The organism is Psychrosphaera sp., assembly GCF_982872775.1.
In genome coordinates this window covers 37056-60260 of the sequence record NZ_CEYNSH010000013.1, presented here as the reverse complement: position 1 = coordinate 60260, position 23205 = coordinate 37056, and the positions used below count along the sequence as shown (strand labels likewise).

Below are 23205 nucleotides of genomic sequence, written 5' to 3'. Positions count from 1 at the left end.
GGGCTTAACTTACGCTCAGAGGCGCTGACAAGCTTATCAAATAAGTCTTTGGTCTTTTGTGGTGTTAAAGCCGTCATTACACATAACTGATTTTTGCCGTTAAAGTTAGCGTAACTCGTTTTTACTGGTTGAGCACCAACTAACATTTGATTGGTTAGCTGCTTTGATACTGACGAGAAGGTTGAGCCAGTTACTGTCTCATCGCCAACATCGACGCGTTCCTGAAAGGTTTTGTCTAATGCTTTCACTTTCGTACTGATTTGTTGAGCCAAGCCAACGCGAGCAAGTGCTATCGCTTGAGCTTTATCGATTGACATATTATTACTGCTAGGAACGCACTCAGAATGTGCTATGCCGTTTTCTATCGATGGATTAAGTACCCAATCAGGAATATTCTCATTTAAGGCCTCATTGCTCGGTGAAGAGCTACAGGCTGCCAAAGTCGAAATTACCGCTAGGCTCAATGCCGTTTTGTAAATAGCCTTCATATCGTTTTCCTTATTAACCTAAAATTATGTGTGGAATAAACCGACTTAAGTCTTGTGTTATCGGCTGAACATCTTCACGTAAAGAAATACCCGCTGCTTTATCATTAACTAACCAACTCCCTATTAACGTATGGTTTGGACCGTACTTAGGTAAAAGGTGCTTGGCCTGATAAATATAACCTTCTTGGCCATAAGGGCCATCAGACATGGGGACTTCTTGTTTGGAATCAATAAAGCTTATATTAGCGCCTTCTCGAGAAAAAATCGGCTTTTTAACCCACTCATTATGTTTAAATTTGTTATCAAGTTCGTGCTCAAAATAGGCCGGTAGCAAATTTGGGTGATTGGGAAAATGTCGCCAAAGCATTGGTAGCAAGGCTTTATTAGATAATACGGCCTTCCAGGGCGGCTCGAGCCAGTCAGGTGCATTGTTACTGTTAATTACGTTTCCAAACTCTTCATTAAAGATAAACTCCCACGGATAAAGCTTAAACATCCAAGTAATGATTTGATCGTCCAAGTCGGTAAGTTGGTCGAGTTCGGTGCGACCAATATCTTCAATATAAACAAACTTGTTTGGTACCCCGGCTGCACTCGCGCAATCTTGAAGGTATTGAACTGTCCCTCTGTCTTCTTCTGTGCCTTTGCAGCACGAAAAGTGCAGTACTTGACCTGGATGATTGAATAAAAGTTGTCTAAAACGCTGTATCAGCTTTTCTTGGAGACTATTGAACTGATCCGCATGTCGCGATAGTTGACCGCTATCTACATTGTGTTGTAACCACAGCCATTGCCAAAAACCCGTTTCATAAACCGAGGTGGGTGTATCAGCATTATTCTCATAGAGCTTGGCTGGGCTTTTGCCGTCATAGGCAAAATCAAGACGAGAGTAAAGACTGGGCTCTTGAGCGACCCACGAGTCTCTGATCCGTTCCCAATATAACTCTGGAATACAGAAATCTTTTAGTAACTTTTCGTCATGAACCACACGGTTTACGACATCAAGGCACATTTGATGAATTTCTTCAGTAGGGGCTTCTAAGTCGGTTTCGATTTGCTGTAAGTTAAATTGATAAAATGCGCTTTCATCCCAGTATGGTTCGCCGTACATGGTATGAAATTTAAACCCCATTTTATCGGCAAGGGCCTGCCAGTTTTCACGTGGTGGTATATCAAGTCTTAACACTGGACACCTTTGATGGACACTAGAACAGATTTATTGCCGTTGCATACAATCCCTGTAAAATTCCTGCCTCTTTCGTGTTCGCCTAAATATTCACACCTTAAACTTCTAAAAAGAGGCAACAAAATTAACCACCCCAACTACGAGAGCTGCTTCTACGAGACTTTTGTCGCGCAATTGCTTCTTTTTGTCTGGCGACTTGCCCAAATCCGCCACGAGAAACGGTTTTTCCGAATTTGGGTTTTTGGTTTAAGGTGTTAGATGATAGTTTGTAATTGCTTTTGCTCATCGAGCCTAAACTTCTACCATTGGCAAACATGTAATTGTTATAGAGTCGAGAACCTGGCTTTTTGTAGGCGAATATGGGCGTGTAATAGCCTTTGTAGCGCTTTTTCTTTTTATCAAATAGCTTGTCAGCAATTAAGTAACCAGCCATTAGAGGGAAGAAGCTATTGTTGTCTTCATCTTCATAACAACTGCCAATACCAAATTCGTATTCACAGTCTTGTTCAGAGAAAAACTGCGGTGCCGTCTGCTGAGCTTGTTCCATCGCATCTTGATAAGCGATAGAGCACTGTTCGAAGTCTAAAGAGGTGTTGCTGACACAATCGTCAACTGAATTGGCAACATAGGTATCGACTCGATCATCACCACAGCCAGTGAGTAAAAATCCAGAAATACCAATTGAAAAAGGAGTTAAAAAAATCGCCTTGCTGCGCTTCATATCAGGCTCCTTAGTACGTCATGCAGGCTGCATTTAATAGGCCTATTGCAATATTCATCGCACCTAACATGATACCTGCACTCATTTCGTCTTTCTCAATACGCTCGACAATTCTTGGCATAAAGCCAAAACGAATAATGGCAAAAGCCAAACACTGAGCGATTAAGGCAATGACGCCCCAAATGGCGAAGTCGAGAAGTGAAACTGAGTGAGTCGCTGCGCTGGCCAACGCCAAAGCAAAACCGACTAGCGCACCGCCAAAACCAACCGCCGCTGAGACGTTTTGGTTCTCTTTGATTAGTTTCCATTCGTCATGTGGAGTGACTAGGGCATAGAGAAACTTGAAGACAAGTAAAAAGACAATGCTAATACCGAAGTAAAGTGCAAAGTTACCAATGGCGAGTAATAATTGCTGAGATTCCATGTTGTTTCCTAGTGAATAAATGGTTTCCGTAATAAGATTTACTCTAATGTATTCTTTTAGTTAGATCAAAATTGATTCACTATGAGTCAGTCAAATTACGCATCCAGCGTTTGTTTTTGACTCGCACGCCAAACATGAATGTTTTGCAGATTTCTTCTGAGTACATGACTAGCACAACCCATACAAATGCGAGTTCCCAGTAAAAGGCGGCAAGCCAAACAAGCGGAATACTGATAAACCACATACAAATAGTGTCCGTAAGTAGACAAAATCGGTTGTCTCCTCCGGCGCGCAAAATACCCATTGCCAATGTCATATTGATAACTTTGAGCCATGCGCAGCCACCAATGACGATGAAAATTGTTTTGGCTAGAGCCATGGTCTCTGCAGACACTCCTTGATATGGAGCAAGTACCCAGTCACTGAATATAATTAGCAAGCCACCTAATACGATAGCAACAACAGGTCCTAATCCAGAGAATATTTTGGCTGTCAGCCATGCGTCATCGATTCGGTTGGCGCCTAAATGCTGACCGACCACAATTGAGCATGCTGAGGCAATACCAAAGAAAATAGATAAGAAAATACCTTCTACTGGCAATAACATACTGATGACCGCGAGTTCGGTCGTTCCCATACGGCCAAAAATCAGTTGGTAAGTGAATGAACCCAAAGACCAAATGCCAAAGCTAAACATCATTGGTAACACTAAATTGAGTAACTTGAACCACTGAGGTCGATGTTTAATGAGCCTAAAGTCAGTGATTGAAATCGAGAGTAGGTGCTTACTATGTTGTAAGAACCACAATAGTATTACCATTTGGAAGGCGCGGGAAATCGTCGTCGCATACGCGGCACCGGTCACACCAAGAGCGGGAATACCTAAACCACCATTGATTAACCAGTAGTTCAAAATGACATTTAGGACTATAGATACGGCACTAAATACGAGAGGTAGTTTAACTTGGTTGATACTGCGAAGTGCATTTTCGAACACCTGGATAACAGCAACAAACAGCATGCTGGGCATTGTGATCCAAAGGTAGGTTTCACCTAGTGCGATAACTTGCGGATCAAGAGTGCCGAGGTTTAAGACATCATCAGAAAGATAGAATGAAGCGACAATAACTGGGACTAGGGCGATAATACCATAACATATGCCTATTAGAATGCTGCCGCGGATCTTCTCTGCTAAACCTGCACCGTGATATTGCGCCGACAATATCCCAACACCCCAGCTCAGACCCATGACGATTACCATCACGACAAACATTACCCTGTTACCAAGACCCACTGCAGCAATCGCTTCATCACCTAAGTGACTGACCATCATGACATCGATCATACTCAACAAAGTAACAAGCATACTTTGCAGTGAGATTGGCCATGCCAGCTTTAATGTTGACTTTAACTCAGGGCGATTAAACATAGGCTGTATAAGGGGAATTAGGTGCAGAAATAAGTGGCGACAAGGATGCCTGTTTTGGCTCTAAAAGTCGAGAAAATCCCCCGAATTTAGTTTATTTTTCAGCTGTTTAAAAAATCAACACGAAAAATATACATAAGGTGTGAAAAGTTCCTATAAAACAGACAATTAAGAAAAGTGTTAGTAAACATTAACAGATTGTTGCCCAACTAATTTCTCTATGGTATTAATGTCTAAGTTGATGTGGGAGTGTCAACTATTTTAACTGGGAGTAAAGTGGGAGTAACAAATTATGATGAACGGTAGTGTTTCATCTGATGAGAATAAAGTATTAATGGCGTGGCTAAAAGAAAAGCGCAAAGAAAAAGGCCACACTATGCGCACTTTGTCGCAAATAATTGGTACACCGCATTCGTTTGTCGGAAAAGTAGAAAACCAAGAGCGACGTTTAGACATTATAGAATACGTGAGATACTGCAGAGCACTTGAAATAGACCCTCTAGAAGGTCTAAAAATCATCACTCAGTAGATAGTTCAATAAAATGTATTCGTGTTGCTAATACTTATCGCAACAGATATGAAAGAATTTATTTGAAATGGCACGCTTAGGCGTGCCATTTTTGTTTGATGAGAATTAATAGGCACAGGATGGCAGGGATTCCAATTAACGCGGTTGTGCTAAAGAACCAAGTGTAACCAAGTTTTTCTAACATTACCCCAGAAAAGCCACCTATAGACTTAGGTAAAACAATCATCGCACTACTTAACCAAGCATATTGAGTCGCAGTAAACTCTTTTTTGGTAAGACTGCTTAAAAATGCAATTAATGCGGCCATCGCTATGCCAGCACTCAAGTTATCAACAGAAATAACCATAATAAGCAGATGAAGGTCGTGACCTGCCAAACTTAACGCCACGAATAAAAGGTTAGTGAGTGCTGAGAGAAGTGCACCGGCTAGCAGAATTGGTAATATACCAAAGCGATTGATCAAGCCTCCGGCCACGAATGCACCTACTAAGGTCATAATCACGCCAAATACTTTAGATACTGACGCTATTTCCTCTTTACTGTATCCCATATCGACATAAAACACATTTGCCATGACACCCATAACAACATCGGATATGCGGTAGGTTGCAATAAGCACGATGAGTATTAGTGCATGTGAGCGATAGCGGGTTAATAAGTCTACAACTGGGTCGACAAATCCAGTTTTTACTTTTGAAAGCCATTTTAATAAGGGGGCGTTAGATTTAAACGTCTCAACACCAGACTCCGAGTCCTTTAAGGAGTTTGAGCTTTCTGTTTGATTAATAACGGACGGTTCGGGAGACAATAGGGTTAAAAATGATAACCCAAGCATAAGTGTCGCCATACAAAAATAGCTAAACTGCCAAGCTCCGTACGTATAGTCAGAAGCTGAGCCATCAAACCAAGATTCAGATATAGCAGTGATATATAAGACTCCGGCGGTAGCCACAATCATAGCAAGTCGATATCCAATCATGTATGAAGCTGCCATCGCTGCTTGTTGGCGATCTGTTCCGGACTCAATTCTGAACGCATCGATAAGAATATCTTGTGTCGCGGACAAAAACGCAACGGCAACCGCAGCCAAGGCCATGTAATACAAGTGCGTACTTGGATCAGTAAGTGCCATTCCCAATATCGCACAGGCAAGTAAAACTTGAACCAAATAGAGCCAGCTTTTACGGCGTCCGAGTGTTTTACTTAGGAAAGGTATAGTTAGTTGGTCAACCGCTGGCGCCCATATCCACTTGAAGGCATAAGCCAACGTCACCCAGCTAAAAAAGCCGATGGTACTGCGTTCTACACCTGCTTCTCGTAGCCAAAACGACAGAGACGAGAAGACCAGCATTATAGGTAAGCCAGCAGCAATTCCTAAACCAAATAAACGCAGGACAGGGCCTTCAGTGTATACGGAAAATGATTTAAAAAACTTGTTGAAGGATAATGAATTAAGAATCAAACGACCGGCCTATTCGAGATTGAATAGGCCGATTGTTTAAAAGTTTTGATCTAATATCAAGTGTTATGGTCGAATTCCTGAACAAAACTCAGGGAATCTTCCGTAACCTTGCAGATATGAGATGCAAGAGGCCATTTCAGATTGCAATTTTTCACTCGTACGAATTTCGCTAGAGCTCCAAAATGTAATTTGATGTAGCAAGTACCAAAATGCGCTTTCTAACTTAGTTAGCGGAGCACTTTTTTGGCTAAGCTGAGACCACTCCTCTAATGTATCCCAACAGTACAAGTCAACTTCGGTATCTTGAATCTCTCCATCCAATAACGCGTGTGCATAATGACTTAGTTGACCAGCTTTGTTGTGGATAAATCGTTGTGCGTTTACCACTTTATCCCCCTATATTTGTTATTTGTATTATTAAAGGGCACGCTCTTAGCAAAACCTCTTTATTTGCTAAGTCCAACTGAGTATAGGCACAAATTATTCTTCCGGCAAAATTTCAACTGAAATTATTTTGATTTCTTTTTTCGGAAAGGTAGGCCAGCCATGCTCCTCCGAGTAGTCGCCGCCAATTTCTTGAGCTTTTTCAAGCACCTCATCTCCTTCAAAAATATAACCAAAAACGGTATAGCCCCAATTTCTGCCTGGGTTTAAACTATCGTTATCCACAAGGTTGAAGAAAAACTGGCTCGTTGCCGTGTGAGGGCTTAACTGACGGGCCATAGCAATGGTCCCCTGATCATTTTTCAATCCATTTCCCGACTCGTTAAAAATTTGTTCAAATTCTTTTATCGAATCGCCATCGCTATAGTAGCCGCCACCTTGAAGAACAAATTCTGGTTCTAAGCGGTGAAAAATTGTATTGTCGTATCGCTTAGCTGCGACATAACTTAAAAAGTTATCCACAGTTAATGGCGCCCTGCTACGATCCAATTCGATGATCATTTCGCCAAGTGTGGTCACCATTTTAACCTTTGGAAACAAGTTGTCAGGCTGTATGTACTCACCTCTTGGCTGCTCTAGTGCCTGCGCGGTAATAGCAAAACACAAAAATGTAAGAGCGTAGATAGCGTTAATAGCTCGTTTAAGTATTGAATGTTCAATCATAGTCACTACCTACTGGCTTAACGCTTTTTGAAATTCAGGATCGGCTAATGTACGTTGTAGTAGGGTAGTCGCCATTGTATTTAAATTGGCCGTCACTTCTTCTTGGTCTAGTAACATTGGGCCAGATTGATTAATACCTGTTTGATAGGTTTTTACCCAACTAAATCTTGGGTTTTCTATTTTTACTTGCCATTCCATGACTGACTCAGCTTCAAAAGACATAGAGTACTGTTTGACGTACGAGGCTGCGGTTAGAATATCAAAAGTCAGAGCTTTGCGAGCGTTAGGGTTAGTTTTGATAGACTCCTGTATCCATGGCTTCAAGTACACTGCGATGTCTTCAACTGGCATTGAGTATTCACTATTTACTTTAGCCAATGCTTTTTGAGTACGCAGGTCATTGACATTTATGTTAGCGATACTCATCAATAACGTTGGTTTTATTTGTCCTGGATTAAATTGAAACGGCTTTTCGAACTGACTTGCACAACCGGCCGTCATTATTGCCACTAAAAAGATCGTTAAAATCTGTTTTAATCTCATCATACTCTCGCTTGTTGTTTTCGAATTTATCTCGCGTGCTTTTTGACGCAAACGTAAATGGTAAACTTATTATTGGTTGCCAGTACTCTAAAGCCCCCAAATGCTTTCTTCAACATAGATTGATAAGGCAAATGACGGTTGGCTACTAAGTATAATTCTCCACCGGGCTTCAATACTTTACTTGTTTGGTGGATCATTTGTTCGCCGATATGGGTTGTGACCGCTTGTTGTTGGTGGAAAGGCGGGTTGCACAGCACAATATCTGCTGATTCTGGTGCCTGCTTTGTCAAACAATCATCTTGTTCAAACTCACAAATAGAATCTACAGTCTCTAACTGATGTTTTGCTGTCTTGTGTGACTTCATTAATAAAGGCGTAACGGTATGTTCAATATTGTATTTAGCAGACTGAGTGGCCATGTAAGATTCATCGCAAAAAAGCATACTGAACCTAAGCGGATCAACAAACTCAACAATGGCCTTTAGGTTCCGTTTCATAAATTCAACGCCGAGTAACCCGTTCCCACATCCTAAGTCAATGACTCGAATATCATTGTCTGTGTGAGGTAAGTTAGGAAGGTTTTCAGCTAAAAATCGGCCGCCAATATCGATTTGTTTTTTACCAAAAACATTGGCATGGCTATACAAAGAGAGACCAAGGGATGGACATGCTGCCTGAAACGTTGGTACACCCGAGTCTAAAAGTGGCAATGGTAATGTTGGCGTTGGTTGGCCTACTGCAAAAATAAGGCGACTTTTCTTCTTCGCTTTACTGCTTTTAACTTCAGTTAAATATTGCTCAAACATCGCCATCACGGCTGAAGTGATTAGCGTTGTTTTTCCGCCAGCAACAACATCAACAGTGCTATTTGTTTTTTGGCAATACTGTTTAATTTGCTGCAGTTGATAGGCTAAAAAGTCTAGATTTTTTGTGACCTTTATGACGACAGTAGCCACGCTATTGTTCATTTCACGTTGAACATCGACGTTATCCGCTGATGACCTTTTTTGGTCATTTGAAAAGATTTGATCAAGTGGTATCAGGCTATGCTGAATAATCGGTACAGGGCAGTTATTGATGACGCTGTTATGTTCAATGGCCATTTGTGAAACATAAGAGTCGCATACACAAATTGGCTTGAATTGATTTAGGCCAATAGCAAGTGCACCAAAGTTATCGTTCATAATAAGCATATTAGGACGCAAGGCTTCCGCTGAGCGCTCTTGAAGCCTTATCTTATCTTCATCACTTTGGTGAAGGTGTTGAATGATGAGCTCATCGGCACTGTCCCAGGCTTGTAATGATTTGTCATGCTGATTTGGCGGAAAGCGAAAAAGTTGATATTCCTGTCCAAGAATTTGCCATTGGGTGTTCATTAATAGGTCAGTCCGGCTACGTATTCATAAAATTAAGTGTAGAATATTGTCCCATTGCTCACCCGAGATGTAAATTGTCAGTAGGAGTTGTGATGCAACAATCTTTGTTTGAGCCGTCATTACCAGATGAATTATCTCCCTGGTTAGATTTTAAACCTGCCTTTTTGACGGCAGAGCAAGCAGCTCGATTATTTCATGCACTGATAGGCGAATTATCATGGCAACAGCCAGAGGTGGTTGTATTTGGCAAAAAACATAAAATCCCTCGCTGGCAAGACTGGCAATCTGATCAGAACATCACGTATCAATACAGCGGCAAAGTACTTGCACCGAAACCTTGGAACCCTGAAGTCCTAAAAATCAAGCACCTGTTAGAAGAAGCGGTTGGACACACCTTTAATTCGGTATTGATTAATTATTACCGTGACGGTGAAGACAAAATGGGCTGGCATGCCGATAACGAGCCTGAACTGGGGCCGAATCCGGTCGTTGCTTGTGTTTCACTTGGAGCGCAAAGAGACCTGCAGTTTCGTCGTAAAAAGTCATCGACGTCTGTGGCACCTTCTTCGGCCATAAATGTTTCACTAACAAATGGCAGTTTATTGTTGATGAAAGCTGGCATGCAACGGCATTTTGAACACCAAATTCCCGCAAGAAAATCAGTGGATGAGGGGCGAATAAGTTTAACGTTTCGAAAAGTTGTGAGTTAACATTTAAGACATGTTCTCGTTTAAGCAAGAAATAAAAGGTCCAGTTATGATCATTGAAGAAAAAATAAGAAATAAATTATTGGCCGAGTTTGAGCCTGAACTACTAGATGTCGTTAATGAAAGTTATCAGCATAATGTCCCAGAGGGGAGTGAGTCTCATTTCAAAGTAATTATTGTAAGTGCAGACTTTGATGGAAAGCGATTAATTCAGCGTCATCGTGCCGTAAATAAATGTTTAGCTCAAGAATTAGCCAATGACATTCATGCCTTGGCAATGCATACGTACACATCGGATGAGTGGCAACAAACGGAAAACGTACCGCTGTCGCCAAAATGCCTTGGTGGTAGTCGATTTGATAAGGCTTAAAGCCTTGTTTATTTTGTTTTATTCGGGGAGTATAGAGCGCAAATAAAAACCAAAAAAAGGTGACCAAGTGAAGTGGGTAGAGTCATTATCTGAACAGATAGGAAGTTGGGTTAGATGGTTTACGATGGCAATGGTGATTGTCATGACTTTAGTCGTAGTACTTAGATATGGATTCAATATTGGTTGGATAGCACTTCAAGAAAGCACATTGTACCTCCATGCCTTTAGCCTGATGCTTGGCATGGGCTACCTCTTAAAGCAAGACGGCCATGTTCGCGTTGACATTTTCTACCGAAACTTCAATCAATCACGCAAACTGCTTGTTAATACTTTGGGGCATTTGTTTTTCCTGATTCCAACGTGTGTATTTTTAATCGTGATCAGTTGGTCTTATGTACTGCAATCGTGGCAGTTTTTGGAAGGGTCACAAGAAAGTGGCGGCATTCCTTTGGTTTTCCTTATTAAGTCACTGATTTTAGTTATGCCTGCTTTGTTAATTCTACAAGCTTTAAGTGAATGTGTGCTTAATATCAAACATCTTAAAAACAAATCTATTGCCTCAGGTAATAAACAAGAAAGGGAGTCTTAGTCATGGAATGGTTAGCAATTTTGATGTTTGTTGCCGTTTGCTTTGTGTTGTTACTGGGGTATCCAGTTGCATTTAGCCTTGCTGGAGTTGCGCTTATTTTTGCTGGATTTGGTCACTTAATTGGTGAATTTGACTCTGCATTGCTATCGGCTTTACCAAGTCGCATATATGGCATCATGACTAACCAAACTCTACTCGCAGTACCTTTGTTTGTTTTCATGGGCGTTATGCTCGAAAAATCAAAAGTAGCGGAAGATTTACTGAGTAGTATGACTCAGGCGTTTGGTCGCTTGCCCGCAGGATTAGGTATTGCCGTCACTATTGTAGGCGCTTTAATGGCAGCCAGCACAGGTATTGTCGGCGCGACCGTAGTCACGATGGGTTTACTGGCTTTACCTACCATGCAAAAACAAGGTTATCACCCTAGTTATTCAACCGGTGTTATTGCCGCTACTGGTACACTAGGACAAATTATTCCGCCTTCTATCGCTTTGGTTTTATTGGGCGATGTTCTCTCAAGTGCTTACCAGCAGTCACAATTATCACAAGGTATTTTTTCACCCGAAACCATTTCGGTGGGAGACTTGTTCGCAGGGGCTATAATTCCTGGACTCATACTAGTTGCCCTATACCTAATTTATTCGTTGGCTGTTGGTATTATCAAACCTGAATGGACGCCAAAGGCACAGAACCAGGAACCATTAAAGTTCAGCCAGTTATTAAAAAGCCTATTGCCCCCATTAATTTTGATGGCACTGGTATTGGGCTCCATTTTATTAGGCATTGCGACTCCAACCGAAGCGGCGGGTATTGGTGCTTTTGGTGCGACAGTGATTGCTGTTCTTAAAAATCAGTTCAACTTAGATACGTTAAAGGCAACGATGACATCGACGTTATCTGTGACTTCTATGGTCTTTATGATCTTAATTGGCGCCTCTATTTTCTCTCTAGTATTCAGAGGCTTTGGTGGTGAAGAGTTGGTTCACAGTATGTTTACGAATATGCCGGGTGGCGAGATTGGTGCGCTGCTTATCGTGATGGCGGTTATTTTCCTCCTAGGTTTCATCCTAGATTTTATCGAAATCACTTTTGTTGTTGTGCCGCTCGTCGCTCCTGTGTTGTTTATGATGGGCATTGACCCTATTTGGTTGGGTATCATGATTGCGATCAATCTTCAGACTTCATTCTTAACACCACCGTTTGGCTTTGCATTATTTTATTTGCGCGGTGTTACACCAGATAGCATACCGACAAGTAAAATATACAAAGGGGTACTGCCTTTTATTGTGATGCAAATAATGATGCTGATTGTTCTAATGATTTGGCCTGAGCTAGCCACGTCATTACCTAAAATGATTTATAACTAAAAAAATATTTACCGTGTAATGGAAGACCGAAAAGCGAAATAAAGGGGAGAGCTATGAAAAAGATATTGAAGAACTTGATAAGTGTCGCCGTTGTAGGCGCAAGTGTTTTGTTGGCTGGGTGCAATAACTCAGAGCAAGGTAGCACAGATAGTAGTGCGAGCAGTGTGCCTGCACAAACCTACAATTGGAAATTAGTGACAAGTTGGCCAAAGAATTTTCCAGGATTAGGTACTGGTCCAGAAAACTTCGCGAAAATGGTCAATGAGATGAGTGGAGGTCGCCTAAAGGTCAAAGTATATGGCGCGGGTGAAATAGTACCTGCATTCCAAGTCTTTGATGCTGTATCACAAGGTACCGCAGAGATGGGACATGCGGCGTCTTACTATTGGAAAGGAAAAATGCCAGCAGCGCCAATTTTCACGGCGGTTCCATTTGGCCTCAACGCACAAGAAACCAATGGATGGATTCATTATGGTGGCGGTTTAGAACTATGGCGAGAATTATATAAACCATTTGGTGTTATCCCATTTGCTGGTGGTAATACCGGCGTGCAATCGGCAGGTTGGTTCAAAAAAGAAATCAATTCTGTAGAGGATTTAAAAGGTTTAAAAATGCGTATCCCGGGAATGGGAGGCGAAGTGTTACAAAAGCTAGGTGGTGTTCCAGTCGCTTTGTCTGGTGGTGAACTCTTTACGTCATTACAGTCAGGTGCGATTGATGCTACTGAGTGGGTTGGTCCATACAATGACTTAGCATTTGGTTTTTACAAGGTTACCGAGCATTACTATGTGTCGGGCTGGCATGAACCGGGCGCAATGTTAGAATTCACGGTCAACGAAAAAGCCTTTAACGCGTTGCCAAAAGACTTACAAGCCATCGTCGAAATTGCTACACGTGCGGTGAATCAAGACATGTTGGACGAATATACCGTTCGTAATAACGACGCGTTAGATACATTGCAGAACAAACATGGCATAGAGCTAAAAACCTTTCCGAGTGACGTAATGGCTGCACTTAAGTCTTCCACAAAAGAAGTGATCAAAGAACAAAGAGCAAATGATCCGATGGTCGATCGAGTTATGGAGTCGTACTTAAACTTTCAAGAAAAAGTAAGTAATTATCACCGTCTTTCCGAAATGGAATACTACAAAAACCGAGATTTATAAGCTATTTGCCGCTAGTCAGATCTGTTCTAAACCATTTAATGGGTAAACTAGCGGCCATTATTCATTCTCTTTCTATTTATTATAAAAATAGTAACGTTTTGGTAGGTCGTGAGCAGTTTTGCAAAATGCGAGTCTAACTCACGCCACCGGTTTTAAAAGGTTAAGGACAAAACTATGGTTATCAAACCAAAAATCCGCGGTTTCATTTGTACAAACGCCCACCCTGTTGGCTGTCAAGAAAGTGTTCAACGCCAAATTGATTACGTTAAGTCACAATCTTTTGAGGGCGCAGATTTTCAACCTAAAAATGTTTTAATCATCGGTTCTTCTACAGGTTATGGCTTAGCATCGCGCATCGTTTCTGCGTTTGGGTATGGGGCAAATACACTTGGTGTGTTTTTCGAAAAGCCAGGTACGGATAAAAAGACGGGCTCAGCAGGCTGGTATAACACAGTGGCGTTTCAAAACGCGGTTGAGCAAGAGGGCTTATATTCTAAAAATATTAATGGTGATGCCTTTTCAGATGAGATCAAGCAGCAAACGATTGAAACTATCAAAAACGATTTGGGAAAAATTGATTTAGTTATTTATAGCTTGGCATCACCCCGTCGTACCGATCCTAAATCAGGTGAAACGTACTCGTCTACCTTAAAGCCAATTGGTGACTCGGTAACCACTAAAAACTTAAACACCAGTAAACGCATCATTGATGAAGTGACAGTCGAAGCAGCCAATCAAGAGGAAATTGACAATACGATCAAGGTCATGGGCGGTGAAGATTGGGAACTTTGGTTAGATGCGTTAAAGCAGGCCGATGTTTTAGCCCCTGGCTTTAAGACAACAGCTTATACGTATATAGGCAAAAAGCTAACGTGGCCAATTTATGGTCATGCGACAATAGGCAAAGCCAAAGAAGACTTAGATCGCGCTTCTAAAGCAATTGATGAAGCAACCACAGACTTGAATGGTAAAGCTTATGTTTCTTCATTAAACGCGGTAGTAACCCAAGCGAGTTCAGCGATTCCAATTATGCCTCTCTATATTTCAGCCCTGTTTAAAGTGATGAAAGAAGACGGTACTTATGAAGGTGTAATCCAACAGATTTCAGGATTGTTCAAAGAGAATTTAACATCAAATACACCTAGATTGGATGATGGCGGTCATTTATTCCAAAACTACAAAGAATTAGAAGACGACGTTCAAGAACGCGTTCAAACTATTTGGGATACCGTCGACACAGACACGATTGATGAGCTGACGGATTACAAAGGTTATCATCAAGAGTTTTTACACCTGTTTGGTTTTGATTATGACAATGTTGATTATGATCAAGACGTTAACCCGAACATTGAGCTTAAAGGCTTAGTTTAAAAGGTTTGTATAAAAATCAAACAAGCCGATGTCTCATTCTGGGTCATCGGCTTTTTTTATCTCTTAATTTTGGACAATGGTTTCTTAGCGAACAGCAAACAATCTTTACACTTGGTTAAATTTCCTTAAAAGAATGAGGGCGTTGTAGTGCAAATATGTCCAATTTGGAATGGTCAATATGAAGGATTTAATGCTACAATTGCTGGCTGTACCAAAAGTAACCTATTTTTGAAATTTGGTACCTTAATTAATTTTATAAATATGCGATTTAATCGGGTATTTGAAAGAATTCCATTTCTTCCAACTTAAACAGTGCATATGCGTATGATCAACATAAAAAAAGGTTTGGATCTGCCTATTGAAGGCGTTCCACAACAAGCCATCCACGATGGTCCGACAGTGAAAACTGTTGCTACGCTTGGCGAAGAATACCATGGTATGCGTCCAACGATGCGTATCAAGGTAGGTGATAGTGTGAAAAAAGGTCAGGTTCTTTTTGAAGATAAAAAGAATCCAGGCGTTAAGTTCACCGCACCAGCAGCCGGTGTAATCAAAGAAGTGAACCGCGGTGAAAAGCGTGTTCTTCAATCCGTTGTTATTGAGCTAGCAGGTGATGAACAAATCACTTTCGACAGCTACACGGCCGACCAACTTAACGGTTTAGACCGTGAAAAAGTGGTTGAGACGTTAGTTGAGTCAGGTCAATGGGTCGCGTTACGTACACGTCCTTTCGACAAGACTCCTGCAATTGACAGCAAGCCTTCATCTATTTTTGTTAATGCAATGGATACTAATCCACTAGCGGCAGACCCTGCGCTAATTATTGCAGAGCAAAAAGAGGCGTTTGCTGCTGGTCTTGCAGTTTTAAGTCGTCTTAGCGATAAAGTACACGTTGTGAAAGCTGCGGGTTCTTCAGTAACAGCTGATGCACCAAATACTGAACTTCACGAGTTTGGTGGCAAGCACCCTGCGGGCTTGGTTGGTACTCATATCCACTTTATCGACCCTGTTTCAATTAACAAATCGGTATGGCACATCAGTTATCAAGAAGTGATTGCCTACGGTAAGTTATTCTTAACAGGTGAAATCTACAGCGAGCGTGTTATCTCATTGGCTGGCCCAGTGGTTAAGAACCCTCGTTTAGTTAGAACTATCTTAGGTGCTTCAACCGCTGACCTTACCTCTGGTGAATTAGAAGACGGTGAAAACCGTATCGTATCTGGTTCCGTATTGTCAGGTAATGTTGCACAAGGCGTACACGGTTACTTACACCGTTACAGCCAACAAATTACTGTGTTAGCAGAAGGTCGTGAAAAAGAATTGTTTGGTTGGATTCGTCCAGGTTCAGATCAGTTCTCAATCACGCGTGCTTTCTTAGGTCACTTGTCTCCTAAGAAGCTATTCAATATGACAACAACAACCTATGGTTCTGACCGTTCAATGGTTCCAATTGGTAACTACGAGCGCGTAATGCCGTTAGACATATTGCCTACACTATTACTAAGAGACTTGATCTCTGGTGATACTGACTCGGCTCAAACACTAGGTTGTTTGGAATTAGGCGAAGAAGATTTAGCGCTTTGTACGTTTGTTTGCCCTGGTAAATACGAGTACGGCTCAATTCTTCGTAACTGCCTAACCAAGATTGAGAAAGAGGGCTAATCATGGGTCTTAAGAGTTATTTAGAAAAAATTGAACCTAACTTCGAAGAAGGCGGTAAATACGAAAAGTGGTATGCACTTTACGAAGCAGCTGCAACAATCTTCTACACGCCAGGTTTAGTTAATAAAGGTCAAACTCACGTACGTGATAGTGTCGACCTAAAACGTATCATGATCATGGTATGGTTGGCGTTATTCCCAGCAATGTTTTTCGGTATGTTCAACGTTGGTGAACAAGCTGCAAATGCATTAGCAGCTGGTTACTCTCTAGGTGACAGCTGGCAGGTTGGTTTATTCCAAGCACTAGGTGGCAGCTTAACAGTTGACTCTGGTTGGGGCATGAAAATGCTCTATGGTGCGTGTTTCTTCCTACCTATTTACGCAACGGTATTTATCGTTGGTGGTTTCTGGGAAGTGTTGTTCGCATCAGTTCGTAAACATGAAGTAAACGAGGGTTTCTTCGTTACATCAATCTTGTTTGCATTGATCCTTCCTTCAACGATTCCACTTTGGCAAGCTGCTTTAGGTATTACCTTTGGTATCGTCGTTGCTAAAGAAATCTTTGGTGGTACAGGTCGTAACTTCCTTAACCCTGCACTTGCGGGTCGTGCCTTCTTGTTCTTTGCTTACCCAACTGAAATCTCAGGTGACACAGTTTGGACAGCGGTAGACAGCTTCTCTGGTGCAACTATGCTTAGCCAAGCAGCATCTGGCGGCTTAGACTACAACAACATGGCTCTATGGACTCAAGCTTTCTACGGCTTTATCCAAGGTTCTGTTGGTGAAGTATCGACACTTGCGATCATCCTCGGTGGTCTAATGATCATCTACTTACGCATAGCGTCTTGGAGAATCGTAACTGGTGTATTCGCTGGTACTATTTTCTTAGCATCACTACTAAACTTCGTTGGTAGCGATACTAACCCTATGTTCGCAATGCCTTGGTTCTGGCACGTCGTATTAGGCGGTTGGGCTATTGGTGCATTCTTCATGGCGACTGACCCTGTATCGGCTTCTTTCACAAACACTGCGAAGTTCTGGTACGGTGCACTTATCGGTGTGATGGTTGTTCTAATTCGTGTTGTTAACCCAGCATTCCCAGAAGGTATGATGCTGGCGATTCTATTTGCTAACTTGTTTGCGCCATTGTTCGACTATTTTGTTGCACAAGCAAACGTGAAACGGAGGCTTGCTCGTAATGTCTAACAACAAAGAAACATTTGGCAAAACGGTTGGATTCGTATTTGCTGTATGTCTAGTTTGTGCGGCTTTGGTATCTGTATCTGCGGTTCAATTGAAACCGCTTCAAACCGCTAACAAATTGCTAGATAAGCAAACTAAAATCTTGGAAACGGCTGGCCTGTTAGACCAAGCTGGTAAAGACATTGTTGGTACTTATAACAAGTACGTTGAAGCTAAAATGATCGACTTAGACACTGGCGCTTATGTTGACGGTGACACAGCTATGTTTGACGAGCGTCGTAACGCTCGTGACACTGAGAAGTCTATCAAGCTAGAAAACGATGTTGCAGGTATCAATCGCCGTTCAAATACAGCAGTTATCTACCACGTTAAAAACGACGCTGGCGAAGTGAAGACGGTTGTATTCCCAATTGTTGGAGCTGGTCTTTGGGATCTGATGTACGGTTATGTTGGTTTAGAGTCTGATCTAAACACAGTCGCTAGCCTTGTATATTCTGACCATAAAGAAACTCCGGGACTTGGTGGCGAAATCATGAACCCTAAGTGGCAAGCACAGTGGTCAGGTAAAGAAGTTTACAATGATCAAGGTGATGTTGCTCTAGAGCTTGTTAAAGGCGGCGCTAAGCCGGGTAACGAGCACGGTGTTGACGGATTATCTGGTGCAACGCTAACGAGTAACGGTGTAACAAACACAATTGATTTTTGGTTCGGTAAAATGGGTTACGGTCCATATATCGAGAAAAACCGTGGAGGGCTTAACTAATGTCAGCCGATGCAAAAAAGGTCTTAACGGCTCCGATTGTTGACAACAACCCAATTGCACTTCAAGTACTTGGTATTTGTTCTGCACTTGCGGTAACAAGTTCAATGGCTAATGCATTAGTAATGACATTGGCAGTTGTATTTGTAACAGCATTCTCGAACTTATTTATTTCATTAATCCGCAACATGATTCCATCAAGTGTTCGAATCATCGTTCAGATGGCGATCATCGCTTCACTTGTAATCGTAGTTGACCAAGTGTTGAAAGCATTCTCATACCAGCTTTCAAAAGAGCTATCGGTATTCGTTGGTCTAATCATTACCAACTGTATCGTAATGGGTCGTGCGGAAGCATTTGCAATGAAAGAAAAGCCAGGCGTGAGCTTCTTAGATGGTATCGGTAACGGTTTAGGTTACGGTTTCATCTTAATGCTAGTTGCGTTTTTCCGTGAATTACTTGGTTTTGGTACTATTTTCGGTATCGAGATTTTACCACTTATCCAAAATGGTGGTTGGTACCAAGCAAACGGTCTATTGGTTTTACCTTTCAGCTCGTTCTTTATCATTGGTTTAATTATCTGGGCAATCCGTCAGGTTAAGCCAGATCAAGTAGAGAAGGACTAATTCGATGGAACATTATTTAAGTCTTTTCATTAAAACGATTTTCATTGAGAACATCGCGTTAACCTTCTTCTTGGGTATGTGTACTTTCTTGGCTGTATCTAAGAAAGTCAGCACAGCGATTGGTCTTGGTGTAGCGGTTGTCGTGGTATTAGGTATTTCTGTACCAGTTAACCAATTAATCTATACAAACATTCTAGCGCCAGGTGCACTAGACAGTGTTTTAGGCATTACTGACCCAGCTGAGTCTATTGACTTAAGCTTCCTGTCGTTCATCACATTTATCGGTGTTATTGCAGCACTAGTACAAATCTTAGAAATGACTCTAGATAAGTACTTCCCGCCGCTATATAACGCACTTGGTATTTTCCTACCTCTAATCACAGTAAACTGTGCGATCTTTGGTTCGGTATCATTCATGGTATCTAAGAACCTGACGTTCAGTGAAAGTATCGTTTACGGTATTGGTTCTGGTGTAGGTTGGGCGTTAGCGATTATCCTGTTAGCAGGTATTCGCGAGAAAATGAAATACTCTGACGTGCCAGATGGCTTAAAAGGTCTTGGTATTACGTTTATTACGACTGGATTGATGGCGTTTGGCTTCTTGTCATTCGGCGGTATCGCTCTGTAAGGTTAATGTCGGTTTGAATTGGCAATGAGTGCCAATTCAAACCCTTAGATAAGAATTAAAGGAAAGGTCGATGGAAATTATTCTCGGCGTATCGATGTTTACCGCTATCGTACTAGTACTTGTTTTGGTGATTTTATTCGCCAAATCAAAACTAGTTTCGACGGGAGACGTTCGAATCTTAATAAATGAAGACGAAGATAAGTCTGTTACTGCATCTGCAGGTGGCAAACTACTTAACGTTTTAGCTGACAAAGGTATCTTCATCCCATCTGCGTGTGGTGGTGGTGGTACTTGTGGTCAGTGTCGTGTACACGTTCATTCTGGCGGTGGTGATATCCTACCTACAGAAGAAGGCCACATCACTAAGCGTGAAGCCAAAGAAGGTTGTCGTTTATCGTGTCAGGTTGCTGTTAAGCAAGACATGGAAATTGAATTAGAACCTGAAATCTTTGGTGTGAAGCAGTGGGAATGTGAAGTTATCTCTAATGATAACAAAGCAACCTTCATCAAAGAATTGGCTCTTAAAATCCCTGATGGCGAAAGTGTACCTTTCCGCGCAGGTGGTTATATCCAAATTGTTGCTCCACCGCATCACGTTAAATACTCTGACTTTGATGTTCCAGACGAATACCGTCCGGACTGGGAGCGTTTTAACTTCTTTAGCATCGAATCTAAAGTTGACGAAGAAACAATCCGTGCATACTCAATGGCAAACTATCCTGAAGAGGAAGGTGTCATTATGCTTAACGTACGTATTGCGTCGCCTCCACCAAATAACCTGTCACTACCAGCTGGTAAAATGTCTTCGTACATTTGGAGCCTAAAAGAAGGTGACAAAGTAACAATTTCTGGTCCATTCGGTGAGTTCTTCGCGAAAGACACTGATGCAGAAATGGTATTTATCGGTGGTGGTGCTGGTATGGCGCCAATGCGTTCACACATCTTTGACCAATTACGTCGCTTGAAGACAGATCGTAAGATCAGCTTCTGGTACGGTGCACGTTCTAAGCGTGAAATGTTCTATGTAGAAGACTTTGATGAGTTAGCTGCAGAAAACGAAAACTTCGAATGGCACGTAGCACTTTCTGATCCTCAACCAGAGGATGATTGGGAAGGTTACACTGGCTTCATTCACAACGTATTGTACGAAAACTACTTACGTGACCACGAAGCACCAGAAGACTGTGAGTACTACATGTGTGGTCCTCCGGTAATGAACGCAGCGGTTATCAACTTGTTGAAAGACCTAGGCGTTGAAGACGAGAACATCCTACTTGATGACTTCGGTGGTTAATTAAAAGATGACTCGTAATAAAGTCTTATTAGCATGGCTGGCCCTTATCGGGCTGGCCATTTTGCTTTTTCTTCCACGAGAAAATAGCGATGAAGTTCAACCTGTTTTACTGCAAGGTAAAACGATGGGAACGACATTTAACGTCAAGCTATTTCCTACTCCTGAACAGCTACAAAAAAACAACCTGTTTGAATTGGTGAATGATGAGTTAATTCGAGTGAACAACTTGATGTCGACGTACATCGAAGACTCAGAGTTGAGTCGACTGAACCAAGCTCAAGCAAACGAGACTATGATGTTATCACCAGATAACATAACGGTTTTAAACGAAGCCAAACGTCTTTTTGAAGCAAGTAATGGCGCATTTGACGTTACAGTTGGACCCTTGGTCAACTTGTGGGGCTTTGGCCCAGAAGGCAGAGTGACCAAGCAGCCAAGTGACGAGCAAATTGAAGCAATCAAATCTCAAATAGGCATGAACCTTCTAACAATTGAAGGAAATGCTGTGACCAAGCAGCACAGTGACTTGTATATCGACTTCAGCGCAATTGCAAAAGGCTATGGTGTTGATCAAGTTGCTAACTTATTAGAAGGTCTGGGCATTACCAACTACTTGGTTGAAATTGGTGGTGAGATGCGTCTTTCAGGTGGTAAACCAGATGGCTCAAAATGGAAAGTTGCCATAGAGAAACCTTTAACAGGAAGTCGAGAAGTCCAATTAGTCATTGAGCCTGTCAATTTGGCAATGGCGACATCAGGAGACTACCGAAACTATTTTGAAGTCGACGGTGTGCGTTATTCTCATACGATTGATCCTACGACGGGTAAGCCAATTACTCATAAGTTAGTTTCTGTTACTGTTTTACATAAATCGGCTATGAGTGCAGATGCACTTGCGACTATGCTTAATGTAATGGGCCCTGTTGAATCGATGAAGTACGCTGAAGAAAATAATCTTGCCGTTTACATGATCGTGAAGACGGACAAAGGTTATAGAGGTATAATGTCGACTAAGTTTGAGGCTTTGTTTCCTTTAGATAAGGGGTAGTTATGCAGGTTTTTTTTCTAACGTTAGGTTTGTTGCTTATCGTTTTTGTTGCCATGTCAGTGGGTTATGTTTTTCAAAAGAAATCATTAGCTGGTAGTTGCGGTGGTTTAGGTACGTTAGGTATCGACAAAGCATGTGATTGTGATAATCCATGTGAAAAACGCCAAGAGCGTATGGCTAAAGAGCAGGCTGAAAGCGAGGCGCAAAACGGTAAATCTGCAGAGCGCACTGCAAAAGAAGAAAACTGGAAGAAGAACCAAATATTATAGTTTGGGGCATATTCTTTAAAAAGGACCTTAAGGTCCTTTTTTTGTACCTCAAGCTATTAATGAATACGTAGTCATTGTTTAAAGTGTTTATCCTCAATCAGCTCTTTTGATATGGTTTAAAAACAATAATTAAAAGAGAATTCCATGTTAAAAATCCAACAGAAGTTGAGCCGCTCATTTTATATGTTGCTCAGTTTGCCCTCTACTGCGATGGGCTTCGCACTTTCCGTCCAAATTTCAGCATTAAGCTGGTTATTGAGTACTCAGTACAACTTGGATATTCATGAGATTGGTATCGTCTGGGCGGCCGGTCCTATTGCCGGCATTTTAGGCCAAGTTATTGTTGGGTTTATTAGTGATAAGGTTTGGTTCTGGAATGGTCGTCGTCGACCATTCATTTTAATTGGTGGTGTCCTAGCATCCCTGTCGCTATTGGCACTTCCAAACATTGGGATCATATCGGAGTCCTTAGGTGGTGTTGGTATAATGGCCATCGCTATTGCGATTGCACTTTCTCTCGATTTATCAATTAATGTTAGCTTTAATCCGACTCGCTCGATCATTGCCGATGTGACACCAGAAGGTGAAGCGAGAACCAAAGGTTATACATGGATGCAGACGGTATCTGGCACTTTTGGTGTCTTGGCGTATGTCATTGGTGGTTTTTGGAACAACTTCGTACTTATATATTTTGGTGCAGCGCTAGTTTTGGTTTTCTCAATATTGCCAACTTTATTCGTTATTGAACCCAAAATCTTACCTCAATCTGCAGAGGAAGAGGCTCAGAGCAACAAAGAGAAATTTGATTTTCTTGCCACTTTAAATGACATCAAACCATTGTGGGGCTTTTTGATTTATTCTGTATATGCCAGTGTACTTCATTT

Annotated in this window: 26 protein-coding genes; 16 read left to right on the top strand and 10 right to left on the bottom strand. The window is 41.7% G+C overall.

Going from position 1 to position 23205, the window contains the following annotated elements:
• The 5 genes from AC4E96_RS05855 to AC4E96_RS05835 form a co-directional block, all read right to left on the bottom strand.
• Positions 1-488, bottom strand: a 488-nt coding sequence (locus AC4E96_RS05855) for a hypothetical protein (protein WP_490255174.1), incomplete at its 3' end; no start/stop codon positions are given.
• Positions 489-501: 13 nt separating this feature from the next.
• Positions 502-1674, bottom strand: a complete 1173-nt coding sequence (locus AC4E96_RS05850; RefSeq protein WP_490255173.1) for a glutathionylspermidine synthase family protein — start codon at positions 1672-1674, stop codon at positions 502-504.
• Positions 1675-1798: 124 nt separating this feature from the next.
• Positions 1799-2395 (bottom strand): DUF1190 domain-containing protein, encoded by a 597-nt coding sequence (locus AC4E96_RS05845; protein ID WP_488033808.1) that lies wholly within the window; start codon positions 2393-2395, stop codon positions 1799-1801.
• 10 nt (positions 2396-2405) lie between these two features.
• Positions 2406-2819, bottom strand: a complete 414-nt coding sequence (locus tag AC4E96_RS05840) for a DUF350 domain-containing protein (protein WP_490255172.1) — start codon at positions 2817-2819, stop codon at positions 2406-2408.
• Between the two features lie 79 nt (positions 2820-2898).
• Complete coding sequence (locus AC4E96_RS05835; RefSeq protein WP_490255171.1) at positions 2899-4248, bottom strand: MATE family efflux transporter; 1350 nt, start codon at positions 4246-4248, stop codon at positions 2899-2901.
• Between the two features lie 289 nt (positions 4249-4537).
• On the opposite strand from AC4E96_RS05835, the gene AC4E96_RS05830 reads away from it, so the two are divergent.
• On the top strand, positions 4538-4774 hold the full coding sequence (locus AC4E96_RS05830; RefSeq protein WP_490255170.1) for a helix-turn-helix domain-containing protein: 237 nt from the start codon (positions 4538-4540) through the stop codon (positions 4772-4774).
• A 76-nt stretch (positions 4775-4850) separates the two neighbouring features.
• Here the strand turns inward: AC4E96_RS05830 and AC4E96_RS05825 are convergent, their stop codons facing one another.
• From AC4E96_RS05825 to AC4E96_RS05805, 5 genes are all read right to left on the bottom strand, one after another.
• The gene (locus tag AC4E96_RS05825; protein WP_488033812.1) at positions 4851-6236 is read right to left on the bottom strand and encodes an AmpG family muropeptide MFS transporter; all 1386 of its coding nucleotides are present in this window, start codon (positions 6234-6236) and stop codon (positions 4851-4853) included.
• A gap of 63 nt (positions 6237-6299) precedes the next feature.
• Positions 6300-6623 carry a hypothetical protein gene (locus AC4E96_RS05820; protein ID WP_488033813.1) on the bottom strand — a complete coding sequence of 108 codons (324 nt, stop codon included), beginning with the start codon at positions 6621-6623 and terminating at the stop codon, positions 6300-6302.
• 93 nt (positions 6624-6716) lie between these two features.
• The gene (locus tag AC4E96_RS05815; RefSeq protein WP_488033814.1) at positions 6717-7343 is read right to left on the bottom strand and encodes a peptidylprolyl isomerase; all 627 of its coding nucleotides are present in this window, start codon (positions 7341-7343) and stop codon (positions 6717-6719) included.
• Between the two features lie 9 nt (positions 7344-7352).
• Positions 7353-7889, bottom strand: coding sequence for a YajG family lipoprotein (locus tag AC4E96_RS05810; RefSeq protein ID WP_488033815.1), 537 nt, complete (start codon positions 7887-7889; stop codon positions 7353-7355).
• A gap of 23 nt (positions 7890-7912) precedes the next feature.
• A complete protein-coding gene (locus AC4E96_RS05805; protein ID WP_490255169.1) occupies positions 7913-9262 on the bottom strand; it encodes a methyltransferase in 1350 nt (449 codons plus the stop codon).
• 92 nt (positions 9263-9354) lie between these two features.
• Here AC4E96_RS05805 and AC4E96_RS05800 point away from each other — a divergent pair, with 92 nt between their 5' ends.
• From AC4E96_RS05800 to AC4E96_RS05730, 15 genes are all read left to right on the top strand, one after another.
• Positions 9355-9972, top strand: coding sequence for an alpha-ketoglutarate-dependent dioxygenase AlkB family protein (locus AC4E96_RS05800; protein ID WP_490255168.1), 618 nt, complete (start codon positions 9355-9357; stop codon positions 9970-9972).
• Between the two features lie 46 nt (positions 9973-10018).
• Positions 10019-10339 (top strand): BolA family protein, encoded by a 321-nt coding sequence (locus AC4E96_RS05795; RefSeq protein ID WP_488033818.1) that lies wholly within the window; start codon positions 10019-10021, stop codon positions 10337-10339.
• Positions 10340-10406: 67 nt separating this feature from the next.
• Positions 10407-10928 (top strand): TRAP transporter small permease subunit, encoded by a 522-nt coding sequence (locus AC4E96_RS05790; protein WP_490255167.1) that lies wholly within the window; start codon positions 10407-10409, stop codon positions 10926-10928.
• Between the two features lie 2 nt (positions 10929-10930).
• Positions 10931-12295 (top strand): TRAP transporter large permease, encoded by a 1365-nt coding sequence (locus AC4E96_RS05785; RefSeq protein WP_488033820.1) that lies wholly within the window; start codon positions 10931-10933, stop codon positions 12293-12295.
• A 53-nt stretch (positions 12296-12348) separates the two neighbouring features.
• On the top strand, positions 12349-13461 hold the full coding sequence (locus tag AC4E96_RS05780) for a TRAP transporter substrate-binding protein (protein WP_488033821.1): 1113 nt from the start codon (positions 12349-12351) through the stop codon (positions 13459-13461).
• A 174-nt stretch (positions 13462-13635) separates the two neighbouring features.
• The gene (fabV, locus tag AC4E96_RS05775; protein WP_490255166.1) at positions 13636-14832 is read left to right on the top strand and encodes an enoyl-ACP reductase FabV; all 1197 of its coding nucleotides are present in this window, start codon (positions 13636-13638) and stop codon (positions 14830-14832) included.
• 324 nt (positions 14833-15156) lie between these two features.
• Entirely contained in the window at positions 15157-16494 is a 1338-nt protein-coding gene (locus AC4E96_RS05770) for a Na(+)-translocating NADH-quinone reductase subunit A (RefSeq protein ID WP_490255165.1), read from the top strand.
• Positions 16495-16496: 2 nt separating this feature from the next.
• Positions 16497-17699: an NADH:ubiquinone reductase (Na(+)-transporting) subunit B gene (locus AC4E96_RS05765; RefSeq protein ID WP_488033824.1), complete on the top strand. Its 1203-nt coding sequence runs from the start codon at positions 16497-16499 to the stop codon at positions 17697-17699.
• A complete protein-coding gene (locus tag AC4E96_RS05760; protein ID WP_488033825.1) occupies positions 17692-18459 on the top strand; it encodes a Na(+)-translocating NADH-quinone reductase subunit C in 768 nt (255 codons plus the stop codon). Before AC4E96_RS05765 ends, AC4E96_RS05760 begins: the two co-directional genes overlap by 8 nt.
• Positions 18459-19082 (top strand): NADH:ubiquinone reductase (Na(+)-transporting) subunit D, encoded by a 624-nt coding sequence (locus AC4E96_RS05755; RefSeq protein ID WP_490255164.1) that lies wholly within the window; start codon positions 18459-18461, stop codon positions 19080-19082. The genes AC4E96_RS05760 and AC4E96_RS05755 overlap by 1 nt, the downstream gene beginning before the upstream one ends.
• A 4-nt stretch (positions 19083-19086) precedes the next feature.
• Positions 19087-19710, top strand: coding sequence for an NADH:ubiquinone reductase (Na(+)-transporting) subunit E (nqrE, locus tag AC4E96_RS05750; RefSeq protein ID WP_488033827.1), 624 nt, complete (start codon positions 19087-19089; stop codon positions 19708-19710).
• A gap of 70 nt (positions 19711-19780) precedes the next feature.
• Entirely contained in the window at positions 19781-21004 is a 1224-nt protein-coding gene (gene nqrF, locus AC4E96_RS05745; RefSeq protein ID WP_488033828.1) for an NADH:ubiquinone reductase (Na(+)-transporting) subunit F, read from the top strand.
• Positions 21005-21011: 7 nt separating this feature from the next.
• Complete coding sequence (locus tag AC4E96_RS05740) at positions 21012-22052, top strand: FAD:protein FMN transferase (RefSeq protein ID WP_488033829.1); 1041 nt, start codon at positions 21012-21014, stop codon at positions 22050-22052.
• Between the two features lie 2 nt (positions 22053-22054).
• Positions 22055-22321, top strand: a complete 267-nt coding sequence (nqrM, locus tag AC4E96_RS05735) for a (Na+)-NQR maturation NqrM (RefSeq protein ID WP_490255163.1) — start codon at positions 22055-22057, stop codon at positions 22319-22321.
• 144 nt (positions 22322-22465) lie between these two features.
• Positions 22466-23205, top strand: a 740-nt coding sequence (locus tag AC4E96_RS05730; RefSeq protein WP_490255162.1) for an MFS transporter, incomplete at its 3' end; no start/stop codon positions are given.